Below are 14,637 nucleotides of genomic sequence, written 5' to 3' on the forward strand. Positions count from 1 at the left end.
CGCACCAACCCCGGAGGGCCGCACGATGAGTACCGTACCCCTGACAGGCACACCGTCCTACGCCGGTAACGATCGGCTGCTGGCCGGTATTGTGATGAGCGTTCTGACCTTCTGGTTATTTGCGCAGTCGGTGATAAACGTTGTCCCGGCAATGAAAAACAGCCTCGCTATCTCCCTTGAAACCCTCACGCTGGCGGTCAGCCTTAGCGCCTTGTTCAGCGGCTGTTTTGTCGTTGCCTGCGGCGGCTTTGCCGATAAGTTTGGCCGCGTGCGTATGACCTACATTGGCCTCGCGCTGAGCATCATCGGCAGCGCCCTGCTTTTTTTCTCGTGGGAGCCGGTTCTGTTTCTGCTGGGGAGAGCGATACAGGGGCTGTCAGCGGCCTGCATCATGCCCGCCACCCTGGCGCTGATTAAAACCTGGTATCAAGGCAACGCTCGCCAGCGGGCAATCAGCTTTTGGGTGATTGGTTCATGGGGCGGCAGCGGGCTGAGCTCGTTTGTCGGCGGCGCCATCGCCACCACGCTCGGCTGGCGATGGATCTTTATTTTTTCCATGCTGGTGGCGGCGATGGCACTCCTGCTGATCCGCGGCACGCCGGAAAGCCGAAGCGACGGCGCACGTCGCCATAAGCTGGATATTGGCGGCCTGGTGAGTTTTGTCCTTATGCTGGTGCTGCTGAACCTGTTTATCAGCAAAGGCCACGGCTGGGGCTGGAGCAGCAGCCTGTCGCTGCTGGTGCTGGGGGGCTCCACGCTGGCAGCGGCCTGCTTTGTGCTCACAGGGCGACGCAAGGGTGACGCGGCGCTGATTGATTTTGCCCTGTTTAAAAACCGGGCCTACAGCGCCTCGGTATTCTCTAACTTTTTGCTCAACGGCTGCATTGGCACCATGATGATCGCCAGCATCTGGCTGCAGCAGGGCCACCGTCTGTCGCCATTGCAAACCGGCATGATGACGCTGGGGTATCTGATTACCGTGCTGGCGATGATCCGGGTAGGGGAAAAGCTGCTTCAGCGCTACGGCGCGCGCCTGCCGATGATGACCGGGCCGCTGCTGACCGCAACGGGCATCACGCTCATCTCCTGCACATTTTTAAGCAAGGAGATCTACATCGTCACCGTCTTTCTCAGTAACATTTTATTTGGTCTGGGGCTGGGATGTTACGCCACGCCGTCAACAGATACGGCGGTGATGAACGCGCCAGAAAACAAAGTCGGGGTGGCCTCGGGGGTGTACAAAATGGGCAGCTCGCTGGGGGGAGCGATGGGGATCGCGGTTACCGCGTCGCTCTATGCGCTGCTGCTGCCGCTGGGCATGGCCAGCGCCGCACAGTATGCCCTCCTTTTCAACAGCGCGATGTGTCTCGCTTCGGTGGGAGTGACCTGGGCGTTACTCCCTTCAGGTCGGGCCCCGCGATAGGCGGGGCCACGAAAGGGTCAGGCAATATTCAGGTACTTGTGCGTCTGCATCGACAGGCGCCAGTTGCGCGCAATACAGGTTTCAATGCACAGGCGCGTCGCGTCGTCTTTCTGGCTAATCGGCTGTAGCGCAATGACGCGCTGCTTTTCATCCGTCAGCGTTGCCAGCAGTTCATCCAGCGCTTCGATATCACGCACGCGCCCAACCGGGTGCTTAATCTCATCCGCGCGTTCCAGCGCCTGAGACAGCACGTCATACCCGCCGCGCATATTCACTTTTGGCGATACCGTCACCCAGGTGGTGTGTGAACAGCGCACTTCATGGGTGCCGCTGGTTTCAATCTGGCAGCTGTAGCCGTTCTTTTCGAGCAGCTCGGTCAGCGGCGTCAGATCGTGGATGCAGGGTTCACCGCCGGTGATCACCACGTGACGCGCCGTCCAGCCCTGACGACCAATAATGGCCAGCAGATCTTCTGAACTGCCCGCGCCCCACTTATCGCTCTCTTTGGTTTTCGCCAGAATGCTAAACAGCGACACTTCCCGATCTGCGAGCTTATCCCACGTATGTTTGGTATCACACCAGGCACAGCCAACCGGGCATCCCTGTAAACGAATGAAAATAGCGGGAACGCCGGTAAAGTAACCCTCGCCTTGCAGGGTCTGGAACATCTCGTTAATCGGGTACTGCATAGTCATCTCAGTAAAGGGGATAAACGATAAGTATCGCAGATCCCCGCCGGATGGTCATGCTCCATCGGTGCTTTGCGCGCCAATCGCCGCCATAAAACGCTCGGTAATTTGCTGTGGACGGGTGATCGCACCGCCGACAACGACAGTATGCGCGCCCAGCGCCAGGCATCTGGCCGCGCGTTCAGGCGTATCCACGTTGCCTTCGGCAACCACGGGAACCGTCACGGCGGCCAGCACGGCCTTCAGGAACGCGCAGTCGTTCTCCGGAAGCGAATGGCCCACCGTTTCCGCCGTGTAGCCGTAAAGCGTGGTGCCGACGCAGTCGAAGCCCAGCGCCTGCGCCGTCACGGCTTCGTCCACGGAGGAGATATCCGCCATCAGCAGCACCGCGGGATAGCGTGAGCGGATGCGCGTGACCAGCGTTTCCAGTAATTCCCCACCAGGACGCTCCCGCGCCGTCGCATCAAGCGCAATGATTTCCGGAGAGACGGCCATGAGCTCATCCACCTCTTTCATTGTCGCGGTGATAAATACCTCACTTTCCGGGTAATCCCGTTTGATGATGCCGATAACAGGCAAAGAGACCTGCTGCTTAATGGCCTCGATATCCACCACGCTGTTGGCACGAATTGCGGCGGCCCCGCCCTGTGCCGCTGCCAGCGCCATTCGCGACATAATAAACGGGCTATGCAGCGGTTCATTTTCCAGCGCCTGACAGGAGACGACCAGTTTTCCCTTCAGAGTATCCAGTACAGTTTTCATTACGATAAGATCTCTTCCACTTCGTTTTTGATAATCGTGACGTGCGGGCCATAAATGACCTGAACGCCGTTGCCGCGCACGATAACGCCGCGCGCCCCGGTGGCTTTCAGCGCCGAGTCATTCACTTTGCTGCCGTCCTTGACCGTAACGCGAAGACGCGTGGCGCAGCAGTCCACCTCTTCCAGATTGTCTTTTCCGCCTAATCCGGCGATCACCGCAGCGGCGCGTTCGTTTTGCGGCAGGCTGACCTCGTCAGCCATCGCCTCCTTTTCCCGACCCGGCGTGACGAAATCAAAACGGTTAATCAGATAGCGGAAGGTAAAGTAGTAAAGGAAGAACCACGGTACGCCGACCAGCGGAACGAACATCCAGTTGGTTTTGGCCTCTCCCTGTAAAATGCCGAACAGCACGAAGTCGATGAAGCCGCCGGAGAAGGTTTGCCCGATGGTGATATGCAGCATGTGCGCGAGCATGAACGCCAGCCCGTCAAACAGCGCATGGATGACGTAAAGCACCGGCGCAATAAACAGGAAGGAGAACTCAATAGGCTCGGTAATCCCCGTCAGGAACGAGGTTAACGCCGCAGAAAGCAGCAGCCCGGCAACGCGCTTTTTGTTCTCGGGTTTTGCCGTGTGGTACATCGCCAGACACGCGCCGAGCAGGCCAAACATCATCGTAATAAAGCGCCCGGACATGAAACGCGACGTGCCCTCATAGAAATGCTGCGTGTTCGGGTCGGCCAGCTGGGCGAAGAAGATCCGCTGTGTGCCTTCAACCAGATGGCCGTTGACGATTTCACTCCCGCCAAGCGCGGTAGTCCAGAAAGGCAGATAGAAGATGTGGTGCAAACCAAACGGGCCCAGCATGCGGAGAATAAAGCCGTACAGCAGGGTGCCCAGATAACCCGTAGCATCCACCAGCCCGCCCAGACCAAAAATCAGCTTCTGGAAATGCGGCCAGACCACGGTCATGAGCGCACCGACGAGTATCGCCGCCAGGGAGCTGATAATGGGGACAAAGCGCGAGCCGCCAAAAAAGCCCAGGAACTGCGGAAGCGCAATTTTATTAAACCGATGATGGAGCGCGCAGGTCACCAGTCCAATCACCACGCCGCCAAACACGCCGGTTTCCAGCGTCTGAATACCCAGCGTCATGCCCTGCCCCACGGCCCCCGGGTTCTCATGCGCCAGTTTGCCGGTGAGGATCAGCAGCGCGTTGATGGTGGCATTCATCACCAGAAACGCGAGTAATGCCGCCAGCCCGGCCGTGCCCTTATCGCTTTTTGCCAGCCCGACGGCCACCCCAACGGCAAACAGCACCGAGAGGTTCGCAAACACGATGGATCCAGCGCTGCTCATGATGGTGAAAATGGCCTGCAGCCAGCTCACGTCTAAAAACGGATAGGCTGCCAGCGTGTTGGGATTCGATAGCGCGCCGCCTATCCCCAGCAGCAGACCCGCCGCAGGCAACACGGCAATCGGCAACATAAAGGATTTGCCAAAGCGCTGCGCTTTTTCAAACCATCCTCCTGAAGAAGCCCCACTGAATATTTGCATCATTTTTTCATCCCCTCATTAAACGATGAAAATTTTTACCATATAAATATTTAATAGTGAAAATTATCATCACAAACCAGGACGACGATCATACTTTTTCAAAATGACTGGCATCTTTCCCCCGCTTTCCGCCACACTAGTCGCAGAGAAACGCATTAAGGATCGAGCATGTCAGACCATGAAAACCTGCTGCTGAAGCTACGCCAGGAGGCTTCCGGGTACAGCCCAACACAACAAAAACTCGGCGAGTTTGTCCTCAGCGATCCTGCCCGGGTGCTCTACCTGACGATCACCGAGCTGGCGCGCGAGAGCCACACCAGCGAGGCCAGCGTCACGCGTCTTTGCCGGACGCTGGGCTGCAAGGGCTATAACGAATTTAAAATGGCGCTTGCGCTGGATATTCAGCAGGGCCAGCCCGCGCGTCAGGCGGGCGATGAGATTGATAACGTCGTGGATGAGTCGGTGCAAGCTTTGCAGGATACCGCCCGGCTCCTTGACCGCACGCTGCTTGAAAAGGCCGCACTGGCGCTGCACCAGGCGCAGTCCGTGCAGATTTATGGCGTTGCGGCCAGCGCGATCCTCGGGGAGTATCTGCACTACAAGCTGTTGCGGTTGGGCAAACCCGCGCAGCTGTTCAGCGATATGCACCGCGCGGCCATGAATGCGACAACGCTTTCAAAAGAGACCCTGGTCGTGGCTATCTCCAGTTCGGGTTCAACGCGGGATTTACTCCACGTGGTGAAGCTTGCCCGCAAGCGCGGCGTTAAGGTTCTGGCACTCAGCAATACGCCACGCAGCCCGCTGGCATCCCTGAGCGACATGCTGCTGGTTGCGGCCAAACCAGAGGGTCCCCTGAGCGCGGGCGCACTCAATGCTAAGGTTGGGGTGATGCTGCTGGTCGAGCTGCTGACCACGTCCATGATTGCGCTGGATGGTCATTACGGCGACGTTAGCCAGCAAACAGCCAGCGCCACGCTTCCCCTTTTGCTCTGAAAATCATTCGCAGGCTAAATAAATCGGCCTGCGCCTTATATTGTCTGATTTTCGTTAAGTGGGGTTTTCATCATTTATCCGGCAAATGTTTGGTGTAACAAAGTATTATATTTATTACATTTTGAATTAAGTCCACCATTCGGCACAGACCTTATATAATCAATTAAATTCAACGAGTTAAAATTTAAATTTTAATAGATTGAATTTTTACCATTGCGATAATGTCCAATATCTTCACCTGATTTCCTTTCCTTAAAATAAGCTTAAGACGCCACTGATTTCGGCGTTTTATTATTTAAATGCCGTTTACTTTTGCCCGCCTACAATCCGCCTCATCAATCATAATGAGACGGTATTAATGAAGATGTTATTGATTACAGGCGTGACCGGATTTCTGGGCGGTGCAGTTCTTGAAAAAATTCTGACCAACGATCAATCCATAGAACTCCTTTTGCTTGCGCGCGCCAGCGATCCGCAGAGCGGGCTGGAGCGCGTACTGGAGAATATGCGCAAGTTCAACGTTCCTGAGGACAAACTGGCCTCCCTGAATGTGGACAATATCCTGATTGGCGACCTCAGCCAGCCAGAAGCCTTCCTGAACGATCCCCGTCTGGATCGGGTCACGCATGTCGTGAACTGTGCGGCCGTCGCCTCATTTGGTAACAACCCGCTGATCTGGAAGGTCAACGTTGAAGGTACGCTCGCGCTGGCGCGTCGTATGGAGCAGGTCACAGGACTGCAGCGTTTCCTCCACGTCGGCACCGCGATGTCATGCACGCCGGAGCAGGATTCCCTGGTCGCCGAAAGCGCCGAATTCAGAGAGAATGCTGAACACCTGGTGGAATACACGTTTTCGAAGTCAACCATCGAACAGCTGATGCGCCAGGAGTGCCCTAACCTTCCCCTGCTCATCGCCCGTCCGTCCATCGTCGTTGGCCATACCCGTCACGGCTGCACGCCGTCGAGCAGCATTTTCTGGGTCTTTAGCATGGGCCTGATGCTGCAGAAGTTCATGTGCTCCATGGAAGACCGGATTGACGTTGTGCCGGTGGATTACTGCGCCGACGCGCTGTTAATGTTGCTTAACAGCAACGCGCGTCCGGGGGAAGTGGTGCACATTTCTGCGGGTGAAGAGAACAGCGTTCGCTTTGCGGATATCGATCAGGCGATGGCGCAGGCGCTGGAGAAAGCCCCCGTCGGAGATAAATATGCCCAGGTCAGCTACGAAACGCTGGTCCGAATGCGCCGCGAGCTGAAACATATTTTTGGCCCGTGCAACGAACGTCTGATGCTGAAAGCCATGCGGTTATACGGTGCGTTTGCCACGCTTAACGTGCGTTTCAGCAACGATAAGCTGCTGAGTATGGGAATGCCCAAGCCGCCCCGGTTTACGGATTATATCGCCCGCTGCGTGCAAACTACCCAGGGGCTGACCATTCCGGAGCAAATGGCGGTCGATTTTAAATAGCCAAAAAAATGCCAGTCATTCGACTGGCATTTTCATTTTAAGACTTAAGCAATTATGCCTGGCCTTTGATCTCTTTACGACCGTTGTATGGTGCTTTTTCACCCAGCGCTTCTTCGATACGAATCAGCTGGTTGTATTTAGCAACACGGTCAGAACGGCTCATAGAACCGGTTTTGATCTGGCCTGCAGCGGTACCCACAGCCAGGTCGGCAATGGTAGCGTCTTCAGTTTCACCAGAACGGTGAGAGATAACCGCGGTGTAGCCAGCGTCTTTCGCCATTTTGATCGCAGCCAGAGTTTCGGTCAGAGAACCGATCTGGTTGAATTTGATCAGGATGGAGTTAACGATGCCTTTCTCGATGCCTTCTTTCAGGATCTTGGTGTTGGTTACGAACAGGTCGTCACCAACCAGCTGGATTTTGTCGCCCAGTACTTTAGTCTGGTATGCGAAGCCAGCCCAGTCAGACTCGTCCAGACCGTCTTCGATAGACACGATTGGGTACTGTTTGGTCAGGTCTTCCAGGAAGTGAGTGAACTCTTCGGAGGTGAACGCTTTGTTGCCTTCGCCAGCCAGAACGTATTTACCGTCTTTGTAGAATTCAGATGCTGCACAGTCCATCGCCAGGGTGATGTCTTTGCCCAGCTCGTAGCCAGCAGCTTTAACTGCTTCTGCGATAACAGCCAGTGCTTCTGCGTTAGAACCCAGGTTTGGCGCATAGCCACCTTCGTCACCAACAGCAGTGTTCATGCCTTTAGCTTTCAGAACTTTAGCCAGGTTGTGGAACACTTCAGAACCCATACGTACCGCTTCTTTCAGGGATTTCGCGCCAACTGGCTGAATCATGAATTCCTGAATATCAACGTTGTTATCTGCGTGCTCACCACCGTTGATGATGTTCATCATTGGTACAGGCATGGAGTATTTGCCTGGGGTGCCGTTCAGTTCAGCGATGTGCTCGAACAGTGGCATACCTTTAGCAGCCGCAGCCGCTTTGGCGTTCGCCAGGGAAACAGCCAGGATTGCGTTCGCACCGAAGTTAGATTTGTTTTCAGTACCGTCCAGATCGATCATGATCTTGTCGATGCCAGCCTGGTCTTTAGCGTCTTTGCCAATGATTGCCTGAGCAATAGGACCGTTTACAGCGCCAACCGCTTTCAGTACGCCTTTACCCAGGAAGCGAGATTTGTCGCCATCGCGCAGTTCCAGCGCTTCGCGAGAACCGGTAGAAGCACCTGATGGAGCAGCAGCCATACCAACGAAACCACCTTCCAGGTGAACTTCGGCTTCAACGGTCGGGTTACCACGGGAGTCGATGATTTCACGACCGATGACTTTAACGATTTTGGACATTAGATTTTCCTCAGTACAAGTTAAACTAAAACTCCAGACAAACAACGCGTACCAAAGGTACGCGTTGCCGTTCTAACTTTTTTTACTTCGCCTGACGCTTCTGGTAGTCGCTGGCGGCCTTCACGAAGCCTGCAAACAGCGGATGCCCGTCACGTGGCGTTGAAGTAAATTCCGGGTGGAACTGGCAGGCGACAAACCACGGATGGTTTGGCACTTCAATGATCTCGACTAACTGATCATCCCCGGAGCGTCCCGCAACACGCAGGCCCGCGGCTTCAATAGGTTTCAACAACATGTTGTTGACTTCATAGCGGTGACGATGGCGCTCGGTGATGACCGGCTCGCCATACAGCTTGCGAACCACGCTATCGTCAGTCAGCTGGCAGGCCTGTGCGCCAAGACGCATGGTGCCACCCAGATCGCTCTTCTCGGTACGGACTTCGACGTTACCTTCTTCGTCACGCCATTCGGTGATAAGCGCCACAACAGGGTACTTACAGTCTGGCACAAATTCCGTAGAGTTCGCGTTTTCCATTCCCGCTACGTTGCGCGCAAATTCGATCAGCGCAACCTGCATACCCAGACAGATGCCGAGGTATGGAATATTGTTTTCACGCGCATAGCGCGCGGTGGCGATCTTGCCTTCTACACCACGGTAGCCGAAGCCGCCAGGTATAAGGATAGCATCCAGATCTTTCAGGATTTCAACGCCACGCGTTTCAACATCCTGCGAATCAATCAGCTTGATGTTCACGGAGACACGGTTCTTCAGACCACCGTGTTTCAGCGCTTCGATCACTGACTTATAGGCATCCGGCAGCTCGATGTACTTGCCGACCATACCGATAGTCACTTCGCCTGCCGGATTGGCTTCTTCGTAAATAACCTGTTCCCATTCAGACAGGTTAGCTTCCGGACAGTTCAAGCTGAATCGTTTACAAATATAATCGTCCAGGCCCTGAGATTTCAACAGGCCCGGGATTTTATAAATGGAATCGACATCTTTCATTGAAATAACGGCTTTTTCAGGCACGTTACAAAACAATGCAATTTTCGCACGTTCGTTCGCCGGAACCGCGCGATCGGAACGGCAAACCAGGATGTCTGGCTGAATACCAATAGAAAGCAGCTCTTTAACAGAGTGCTGAGTCGGTTTGGTTTTCACTTCACCTGCAGCGGCCATGTACGGCACCAGCGTCAGGTGCATGAACAGCGCGTGTTCACGGCCAATGTCTACCGCCAGCTGACGAATCGCTTCCAGGAATGGCAGGGATTCGATATCACCCACGGTACCGCCGATTTCAACCAGCACTACGTCGTGGCCTTCGCCACCCGCAACAATGCGTTCTTTGATGGCGTTAGTAATGTGCGGAATAACCTGAACGGTGGCACCCAGGTAGTCACCACGGCGCTCTTTACGCAGAACGTCGGAGTAGATGCGGCCGGTCGTGAAGTTGTTACGACGGGTCATTTTGGTGCGGATGAAACGCTCGTAGTGGCCAAGATCCAGATCGGTTTCAGCGCCGTCTTCAGTAACGAACACTTCCCCGTGTTGGATTGGGCTCATGGTGCCCGGATCGACGTTGATGTACGGATCCAGTTTCATCATGGTCACATTAAGGCCACGGGCTTCAAGAATGGCTGCGAGGGAGGCTGCGGCAATGCCTTTACCCAGAGAGGATACGACCCCGCCGGTCACAAAAATATAGTTCGTTGTCATGCTGAACCTGAGAAGTTAGGGTGAAACGATGGAATAACCAGGACGGGAAAGTAGTATACCCGAACACGGCGAGCGCCACAAACTTTCATTCTCCGTCTCCATTCCAGGCCATGACAAACATAAGGAGTGAGAAAATAGCCCCTTTTGGGTAAATGTTTTTGACGCAAATCAAGCGCTTGTCATTTAAAAAATCACACAAATTGCGCTTGATCGCAAAATTTCGTTAGAGATCAGATTCCTGGCGCTTTACTTCCTGCCAGACCTCTTCCATCGCGTCGAGGTCAATACCGCTCATTTCCAGGCCGCGCGATGCGACAATCCGCTCTACTTCGCGAAAGCGGCGTTCGAATTTCAGGTTGGCTTTTTGCAGCGCCGTTTCCGCTTTTACACCCAGGTGGCGAGAAAGGTTGACGGTCGCAAACAGCAGATCGCCCATCTCTTCCTCAAGCTTTGCTTCATCCACCACCGCCTGCTGCGCTTCATGCATGACCTCGTCAATCTCTTCGTGCACTTTATCCAGCACCGGGCCGAGAGAGGTCCAGTCAAACCCCACCGCGGAGCAGCGTTTCTGGATTTTGTGCGCACGCATCAGTGCGGGCAGGCTCAGCGGAATGTCGTCCAGCGCGGAGTGCTGGGATTTTTCTGCCCGCTCGGCGCTTTTGATCTGCTCCCAGCGGGCCAGGACTTCGGTGCTGTTTCCTGCGGTAGCGTCACCGAAAATATGAGGATGACGGCGCTCAAGCTTGTCGCTGATTGCTGCGCAGATATCGTCAAAGTTAAAGCGCCCTTCTTCCTGCGCCATTTGTGCATAGAACACCACCTGGAACAGCAGATCGCCCAGCTCGCCGCGCAGGTCGTCAAAGTCTTCGCGGGAAATGGCGTCCAGCACCTCATAGGTCTCTTCAAGGGTGTACGGGGCAATGGTAGCGAAAGTCTGCTCTTTGTCCCACGGGCAGCCGTTTTCCGGGTCGCGCAGGCGTTTCATGATGCCGAGCAGGCGGTCGATTTGAGTCATGGTTATGTCCTGATAAAAAAATGCCGGGTGGCGGCGTTGCCTAACCCGGCCTACGGAAGAGGATGTTTAGCCGCCGTGCAGACGACGCGCGTCAATCACATCCGGCACCTGATTCAGCTTGCCAAGCACGCGGCCCAGCACCTGCAGGTTGTAGATTTCGATAGTCATATCGATGGTGGCAAGCTGCTCGCGGGTATCGCTGCGGCTGGCGACGCCCAGCACGTTGACCTTCTCGTTGGCAAGAATGGTCGTGATGTCGCGCAGCAGGCCGCTGCGGTCGTTGGCGGTAACGCGCACCACCAGCGAGTAGCCAGCGGAATAGCTTTCCCCCCAGACCGCTTCCACGATGCGCTCAGGCGCATGGGACTGAAGCTCGGCAAGCTGGTCGCAGTCGGAACGGTGAATTGAAATCCCGCGCCCCTGGGTGATAAAGCCGACGATATCGTCTCCTGGAATTGGCTGACAGCAGCGGGCAATGTGGTGCATCAGGTTACCTACACCCTCGACCACCACGCGGCCGTTGTCTTTACTGCGCTGCTGCGGCGCGTAGGTTTTCTGCTGCAGCTGCTTCAGCGCCGCCGCATCCTGCTCTTCCGCGCTTGGCTTATTGAACTGCGCCTGCAGGAAATTCACCATCTGATTCAGACGAATATCACCGCCGCCAATGGCCGCTAACAGCTCGTCAAGCTCGTTGAAGTTGTAGCGCGGCAGCAGGAATTTTTCCGCCTCTTTCAGGCTTATCCCGATATGCTCCAGCTCGTCGTCGAGGATCTGGCGACCGGCAAGGATGTTCTTGTCACGATCCTGCTTACGGAACCAGGCGTGAATCTTCGAGCGCCCGCGGCTGGTGGTAACATACCCCAGGTTCGGGTTAAGCCAGTCCCGGCTCGGGTTGGGCTGCTTCTGGGTAATGATTTCAATCTGGTCACCCATCTGCAGCTGATAGGTGAACGGTACAATACGCCCGCCGATTTTCGCCCCGATGCATCGGTGTCCCACATCGCTGTGGATGTGGTAGGCAAAATCGAGCGGCGTAGAGCCGGCCGGCAGGTCGACAACGTCCCCTTTCGGCGTAAAGACATACACCCGATCGTCAAAGACCTGGCTGCGCACTTCGTCGAGCATCTCGCCGGAATCGGCCATCTCTTCCTGCCACGCAATCAGCTTGCGCAGCCAGGCAATGCGGTCTTCGTGGCCAGAACGCGCCCCACCGGAGGTGCCTTCTTTGTATTTCCAGTGCGCGGCAACGCCCAGCTCGGCGTCTTCATGCATCTGTTTGGTGCGGATCTGAATCTCAACCGTTTTACCGCCAGGGCCAAGCACCACGGTATGGATAGACTGGTAGCCGTTCGGTTTTGGGTTGGCGACATAGTCGTCGAACTCATCGGGCAGATGACGGAAGTGAGTGTGTACTATCCCCAGCGCGGCGTAGCAATCCTGCAGACGCTCCGCCACGATACGCACGGCGCGCACGTCAAACAGCTCGTCAAAGGCGAGGTGTTTCTTCTGCATTTTGCGCCAGATGCTGTAGATATGCTTAGGCCGACCGTAGACTTCGGCGCGCACGTTCTCTTCTTTCATCGCCTGGCGCAGGCCGCCGACAAACTCCTCGATATAGTGCTCGCGGTCGATACGGCGCTCGTGCAGAAGTTTGGCAATCCGTTTATATTCCGCCGGGTGCAGATAGCGGAAGCAGTAATCTTCCAGCTCCCACTTCAGCTGACCAATCCCTAAGCGGTTCGCCAGCGGCGCATAGATGTTCGTACACTCTTTGGCGGCCAGCACGCGCTCGTCTTCCGGCGCATCCTTTACCTCTCGCAGGTGGGCAATACGCTCGGCCAGCTTGATGACCACGCAGCGGAAATCATCCACCATGGCCAGCAGCATCCGGCGAACGTTATCGACCTGCTCTGAGGAGACGGAATCGGTATGCGCGGCTTTAAGCTGACGAATGGCCGCCATATCGCGCACGCCGTGGATCAGCGCGACGACGGATTTCCCGACGCTGTCGCGCAGCACGTCTTCGCTGACCACGTCCGCATCCGCGAGGGGGAAGAGCAGCGCGGCCTGCAGCGTTTCGATGTCCATGTTCAGCATGGACAGGATTTCAACCATCTCCACGCCGCGCCACAGGAGAAGATCGGCGTCGGGATGCCCCTGCGTGGTGCGCAGACAATAGGCCCAGGTTTCGGTTAAGCGTTCACACGACTGCTGGCTGGAAATTCCCAGACTTGCGATCCATTTTTGTGGGTCAAACTCCCCAGCTTTATTGAGATGTGCACTTCTTACCGCAACCATTGTCCTCTCCTTTAGGGACCAGGGCCTGTCGAAGTCGACAAGCCAAACAAATTAGATGTGCTCGAACAACACCATCGATTCCAGATGCCCAGTGTGCGGGAACATGTCCAGCATTGCCAGACGCTGAATCTGGTAACCCGCGCTGAGTAATGCCTCGCTGTCCCGGGCAAGCGTTGCCGGGTTACAGGAAACATAGACCACACGCTTCGGCGCGAGTTTAATAATATGTGCCATCACGCCCGGGGCACCGGCACGTGCCGGGTCGAGCAAGATTTTATCAAAGCCCTGCTTTGCCCACGGCTGTTGGGTGACATCGTCCTCAAGATTTTGATGAAAGAATGTCACATTTTGCAAGCCGTTCTGCCGGGCGTTCTCCTGCCCTTTCGCCACCAGAGCCTCAACGCCTTCCACGCCGACGACGCTGCCCGCTTCTCGCGCCAGCGGCAGCGTGAAGTTGCCCATTCCGCAGAACAGATCGAGCACCCGATCGCTTTTCTGGACATCCAGCCACGCCAGCGCTTTCGCCACCATCTGCTGGTTAACGCCATCATTGACCTGAATGAAATCTCGCGGGCTAAACGTTAAGCGTAGCCCGTTTGACGCATACCAGGGCGCCTCACCGGTAACCTGCTCAAGTATCTCGCTTTGTGGTGCCAGGAAAAGCGCCAGGTCGTGGGAATGCGAAAAGCGTTCCAGTTTTTCGCGATCTTTTTTCGACAGCGGTGCGGTGTGGCGCAGCACCATCAGCGGGCCATTGTTTGCCATGACCAGTTCGACGTGCCCGAGATGGCGTACGCCGTCCAGCCCGGAGAGGCAGATGCGCACTTCCGGAAGCAATGCCTCAAGATGGGGCACCAAAATGGGGCACTGCTTCACGTCAACGATGTCGCTGGAGCCGGCCTTGCGAAACCCCATCTCCAGACGATCCGTTTTTGGCTGATAGCTGAGGCTCAGGCGCGCGCGACGACGATAGCCCCAGGGCTCATAGGCAAGAATTTCGTTAACGTCATGTTTGAGCAGACGCGCCAGCGCGCGGCTTTTACTTTTTTGCTGTAATTCTGTGCTCGCATGCTGTTGCTGGCAGCCGCCGCAAACGCCAAAATGCGGGCAGCGGGGCTTCACGCGCTCCGGGCTATCGTTGAGACGACGCTTAACCTGTCCGCGCGCGAACTGGCGTTTATCTTCCGTCAGCGTAATTTCTGCTCGTTCTGCTGGCAGTAAACCTGTTATAAACAGAGCCTTACCATTGTGACGTGCTACTCCCTGACCAAACGGATCGAGGTCCGTGGCTTCAACAGTAATGATTTCACGCGTCGTCACGCGTCGCTTTGCAGAGTAGAATTGCGCCATCGCCGAGATTTT

At 55.7% G+C, this 14,637-nt stretch carries 11 protein-coding genes; 3 read left to right on the forward strand and 8 right to left on the reverse strand.

What is annotated here, in order from left to right; translation table 11 throughout:
- The first annotated feature begins 25 nt into the window (after window positions 1-25).
- Window positions 26-1,423, forward strand: coding sequence for an MFS transporter (locus tag ACW9E7_RS15915; protein WP_136195128.1), 1,398 nt, complete (start codon window positions 26-28; stop codon window positions 1,421-1,423).
- A 17-nt stretch (window positions 1,424-1,440) separates the two neighbouring features.
- Here the strand turns inward: ACW9E7_RS15915 and queE are convergent, their stop codons facing one another.
- The 3 genes from queE to ACW9E7_RS15930 are packed head-to-tail and all read right to left on the reverse strand — an operon-like array spanning window position 1,441 to window position 4,433.
- A complete protein-coding gene (gene queE, locus ACW9E7_RS15920; protein ID WP_023333236.1) occupies window positions 1,441-2,112 on the reverse strand; it encodes a 7-carboxy-7-deazaguanine synthase QueE in 672 nt (223 codons plus the stop codon).
- A gap of 54 nt (window positions 2,113-2,166) precedes the next feature.
- Window positions 2,167-2,874 carry an N-acetylmannosamine-6-phosphate 2-epimerase gene (locus ACW9E7_RS15925; RefSeq protein ID WP_115876178.1) on the reverse strand — a complete coding sequence of 236 codons (708 nt, stop codon included), beginning with the start codon at window positions 2,872-2,874 and terminating at the stop codon, window positions 2,167-2,169.
- Complete coding sequence (locus ACW9E7_RS15930) at window positions 2,874-4,433, reverse strand: PTS transporter subunit EIIC (protein ID WP_458728069.1); 1,560 nt, start codon at window positions 4,431-4,433, stop codon at window positions 2,874-2,876. Before ACW9E7_RS15930 ends, ACW9E7_RS15925 begins: the two co-directional genes overlap by 1 nt.
- A 165-nt stretch (window positions 4,434-4,598) precedes the next feature.
- Here ACW9E7_RS15930 and ACW9E7_RS15935 point away from each other — a divergent pair, with 165 nt between their 5' ends.
- A complete protein-coding gene (locus ACW9E7_RS15935; RefSeq protein ID WP_024909265.1) occupies window positions 4,599-5,423 on the forward strand; it encodes a MurR/RpiR family transcriptional regulator in 825 nt (274 codons plus the stop codon).
- A gap of 358 nt (window positions 5,424-5,781) precedes the next feature.
- On the forward strand, window positions 5,782-6,891 hold the full coding sequence (locus ACW9E7_RS15940; protein WP_115876180.1) for an SDR family oxidoreductase: 1,110 nt from the start codon (window positions 5,782-5,784) through the stop codon (window positions 6,889-6,891).
- A 52-nt stretch (window positions 6,892-6,943) separates the two neighbouring features.
- On the opposite strand, the gene eno is transcribed toward ACW9E7_RS15940, so the two are convergent.
- The 5 genes from eno to rlmD form a co-directional block, all read right to left on the reverse strand.
- The gene (eno, locus tag ACW9E7_RS15945; protein ID WP_024909267.1) at window positions 6,944-8,242 is read right to left on the reverse strand and encodes a phosphopyruvate hydratase; all 1,299 of its coding nucleotides are present in this window, start codon (window positions 8,240-8,242) and stop codon (window positions 6,944-6,946) included.
- An 82-nt stretch (window positions 8,243-8,324) separates the two neighbouring features.
- Window positions 8,325-9,962: a glutamine hydrolyzing CTP synthase gene (gene pyrG / locus ACW9E7_RS15950; protein ID WP_032648095.1), complete on the reverse strand. Its 1,638-nt coding sequence runs from the start codon at window positions 9,960-9,962 to the stop codon at window positions 8,325-8,327.
- Between the two features lie 223 nt (window positions 9,963-10,185).
- The gene (mazG, locus tag ACW9E7_RS15955; RefSeq protein WP_115876181.1) at window positions 10,186-10,977 is read right to left on the reverse strand and encodes a nucleoside triphosphate pyrophosphohydrolase; all 792 of its coding nucleotides are present in this window, start codon (window positions 10,975-10,977) and stop codon (window positions 10,186-10,188) included.
- 66 nt (window positions 10,978-11,043) lie between these two features.
- The gene (gene relA / locus ACW9E7_RS15960; protein ID WP_008499628.1) at window positions 11,044-13,275 is read right to left on the reverse strand and encodes a GTP diphosphokinase; all 2,232 of its coding nucleotides are present in this window, start codon (window positions 13,273-13,275) and stop codon (window positions 11,044-11,046) included.
- 51 nt (window positions 13,276-13,326) lie between these two features.
- Window positions 13,327-14,625: a 23S rRNA (uracil(1939)-C(5))-methyltransferase RlmD gene (rlmD, locus tag ACW9E7_RS15965; protein ID WP_458728070.1), complete on the reverse strand. Its 1,299-nt coding sequence runs from the start codon at window positions 14,623-14,625 to the stop codon at window positions 13,327-13,329.
- Between the last annotated feature and the right edge of the window lie 12 nt (window positions 14,626-14,637).

It is taken from the genome of Enterobacter sp. H2G27 (genome assembly GCF_054403075.1).

Coding starts and splice junctions, on each gene's coding strand:
- ACW9E7_RS15915 (WP_136195128.1), top strand. CDS start 26: ATGAGTACCGTACCCCTGACAGGCACACCGTCCTACGCCGGTAACGAT.
- queE (WP_023333236.1), bottom strand. CDS start 2,112: ATGCAGTACCCGATTAACGAGATGTTCCAGACCCTGCAAGGCGAGGGT.
- ACW9E7_RS15925 (WP_115876178.1), bottom strand. CDS start 2,874: ATGAAAACTGTACTGGATACTCTGAAGGGAAAACTGGTCGTCTCCTGT.
- ACW9E7_RS15930 (WP_458728069.1), bottom strand. CDS start 4,433: ATGATGCAAATATTCAGTGGGGCTTCTTCAGGAGGATGGTTTGAAAAA.
- ACW9E7_RS15935 (WP_024909265.1), top strand. CDS start 4,599: ATGTCAGACCATGAAAACCTGCTGCTGAAGCTACGCCAGGAGGCTTCC.
- ACW9E7_RS15940 (WP_115876180.1), top strand. CDS start 5,782: ATGAAGATGTTATTGATTACAGGCGTGACCGGATTTCTGGGCGGTGCA.
- eno (WP_024909267.1), bottom strand. CDS start 8,242: ATGTCCAAAATCGTTAAAGTCATCGGTCGTGAAATCATCGACTCCCGT.
- pyrG (WP_032648095.1), bottom strand. CDS start 9,962: ATGACAACGAACTATATTTTTGTGACCGGCGGGGTCGTATCCTCTCTG.
- mazG (WP_115876181.1), bottom strand. CDS start 10,977: ATGACTCAAATCGACCGCCTGCTCGGCATCATGAAACGCCTGCGCGAC.
- relA (WP_008499628.1), bottom strand. CDS start 13,275: ATGGTTGCGGTAAGAAGTGCACATCTCAATAAAGCTGGGGAGTTTGAC.
- rlmD (WP_458728070.1), bottom strand. CDS start 14,625: ATGGCGCAATTCTACTCTGCAAAGCGACGCGTGACGACGCGTGAAATC.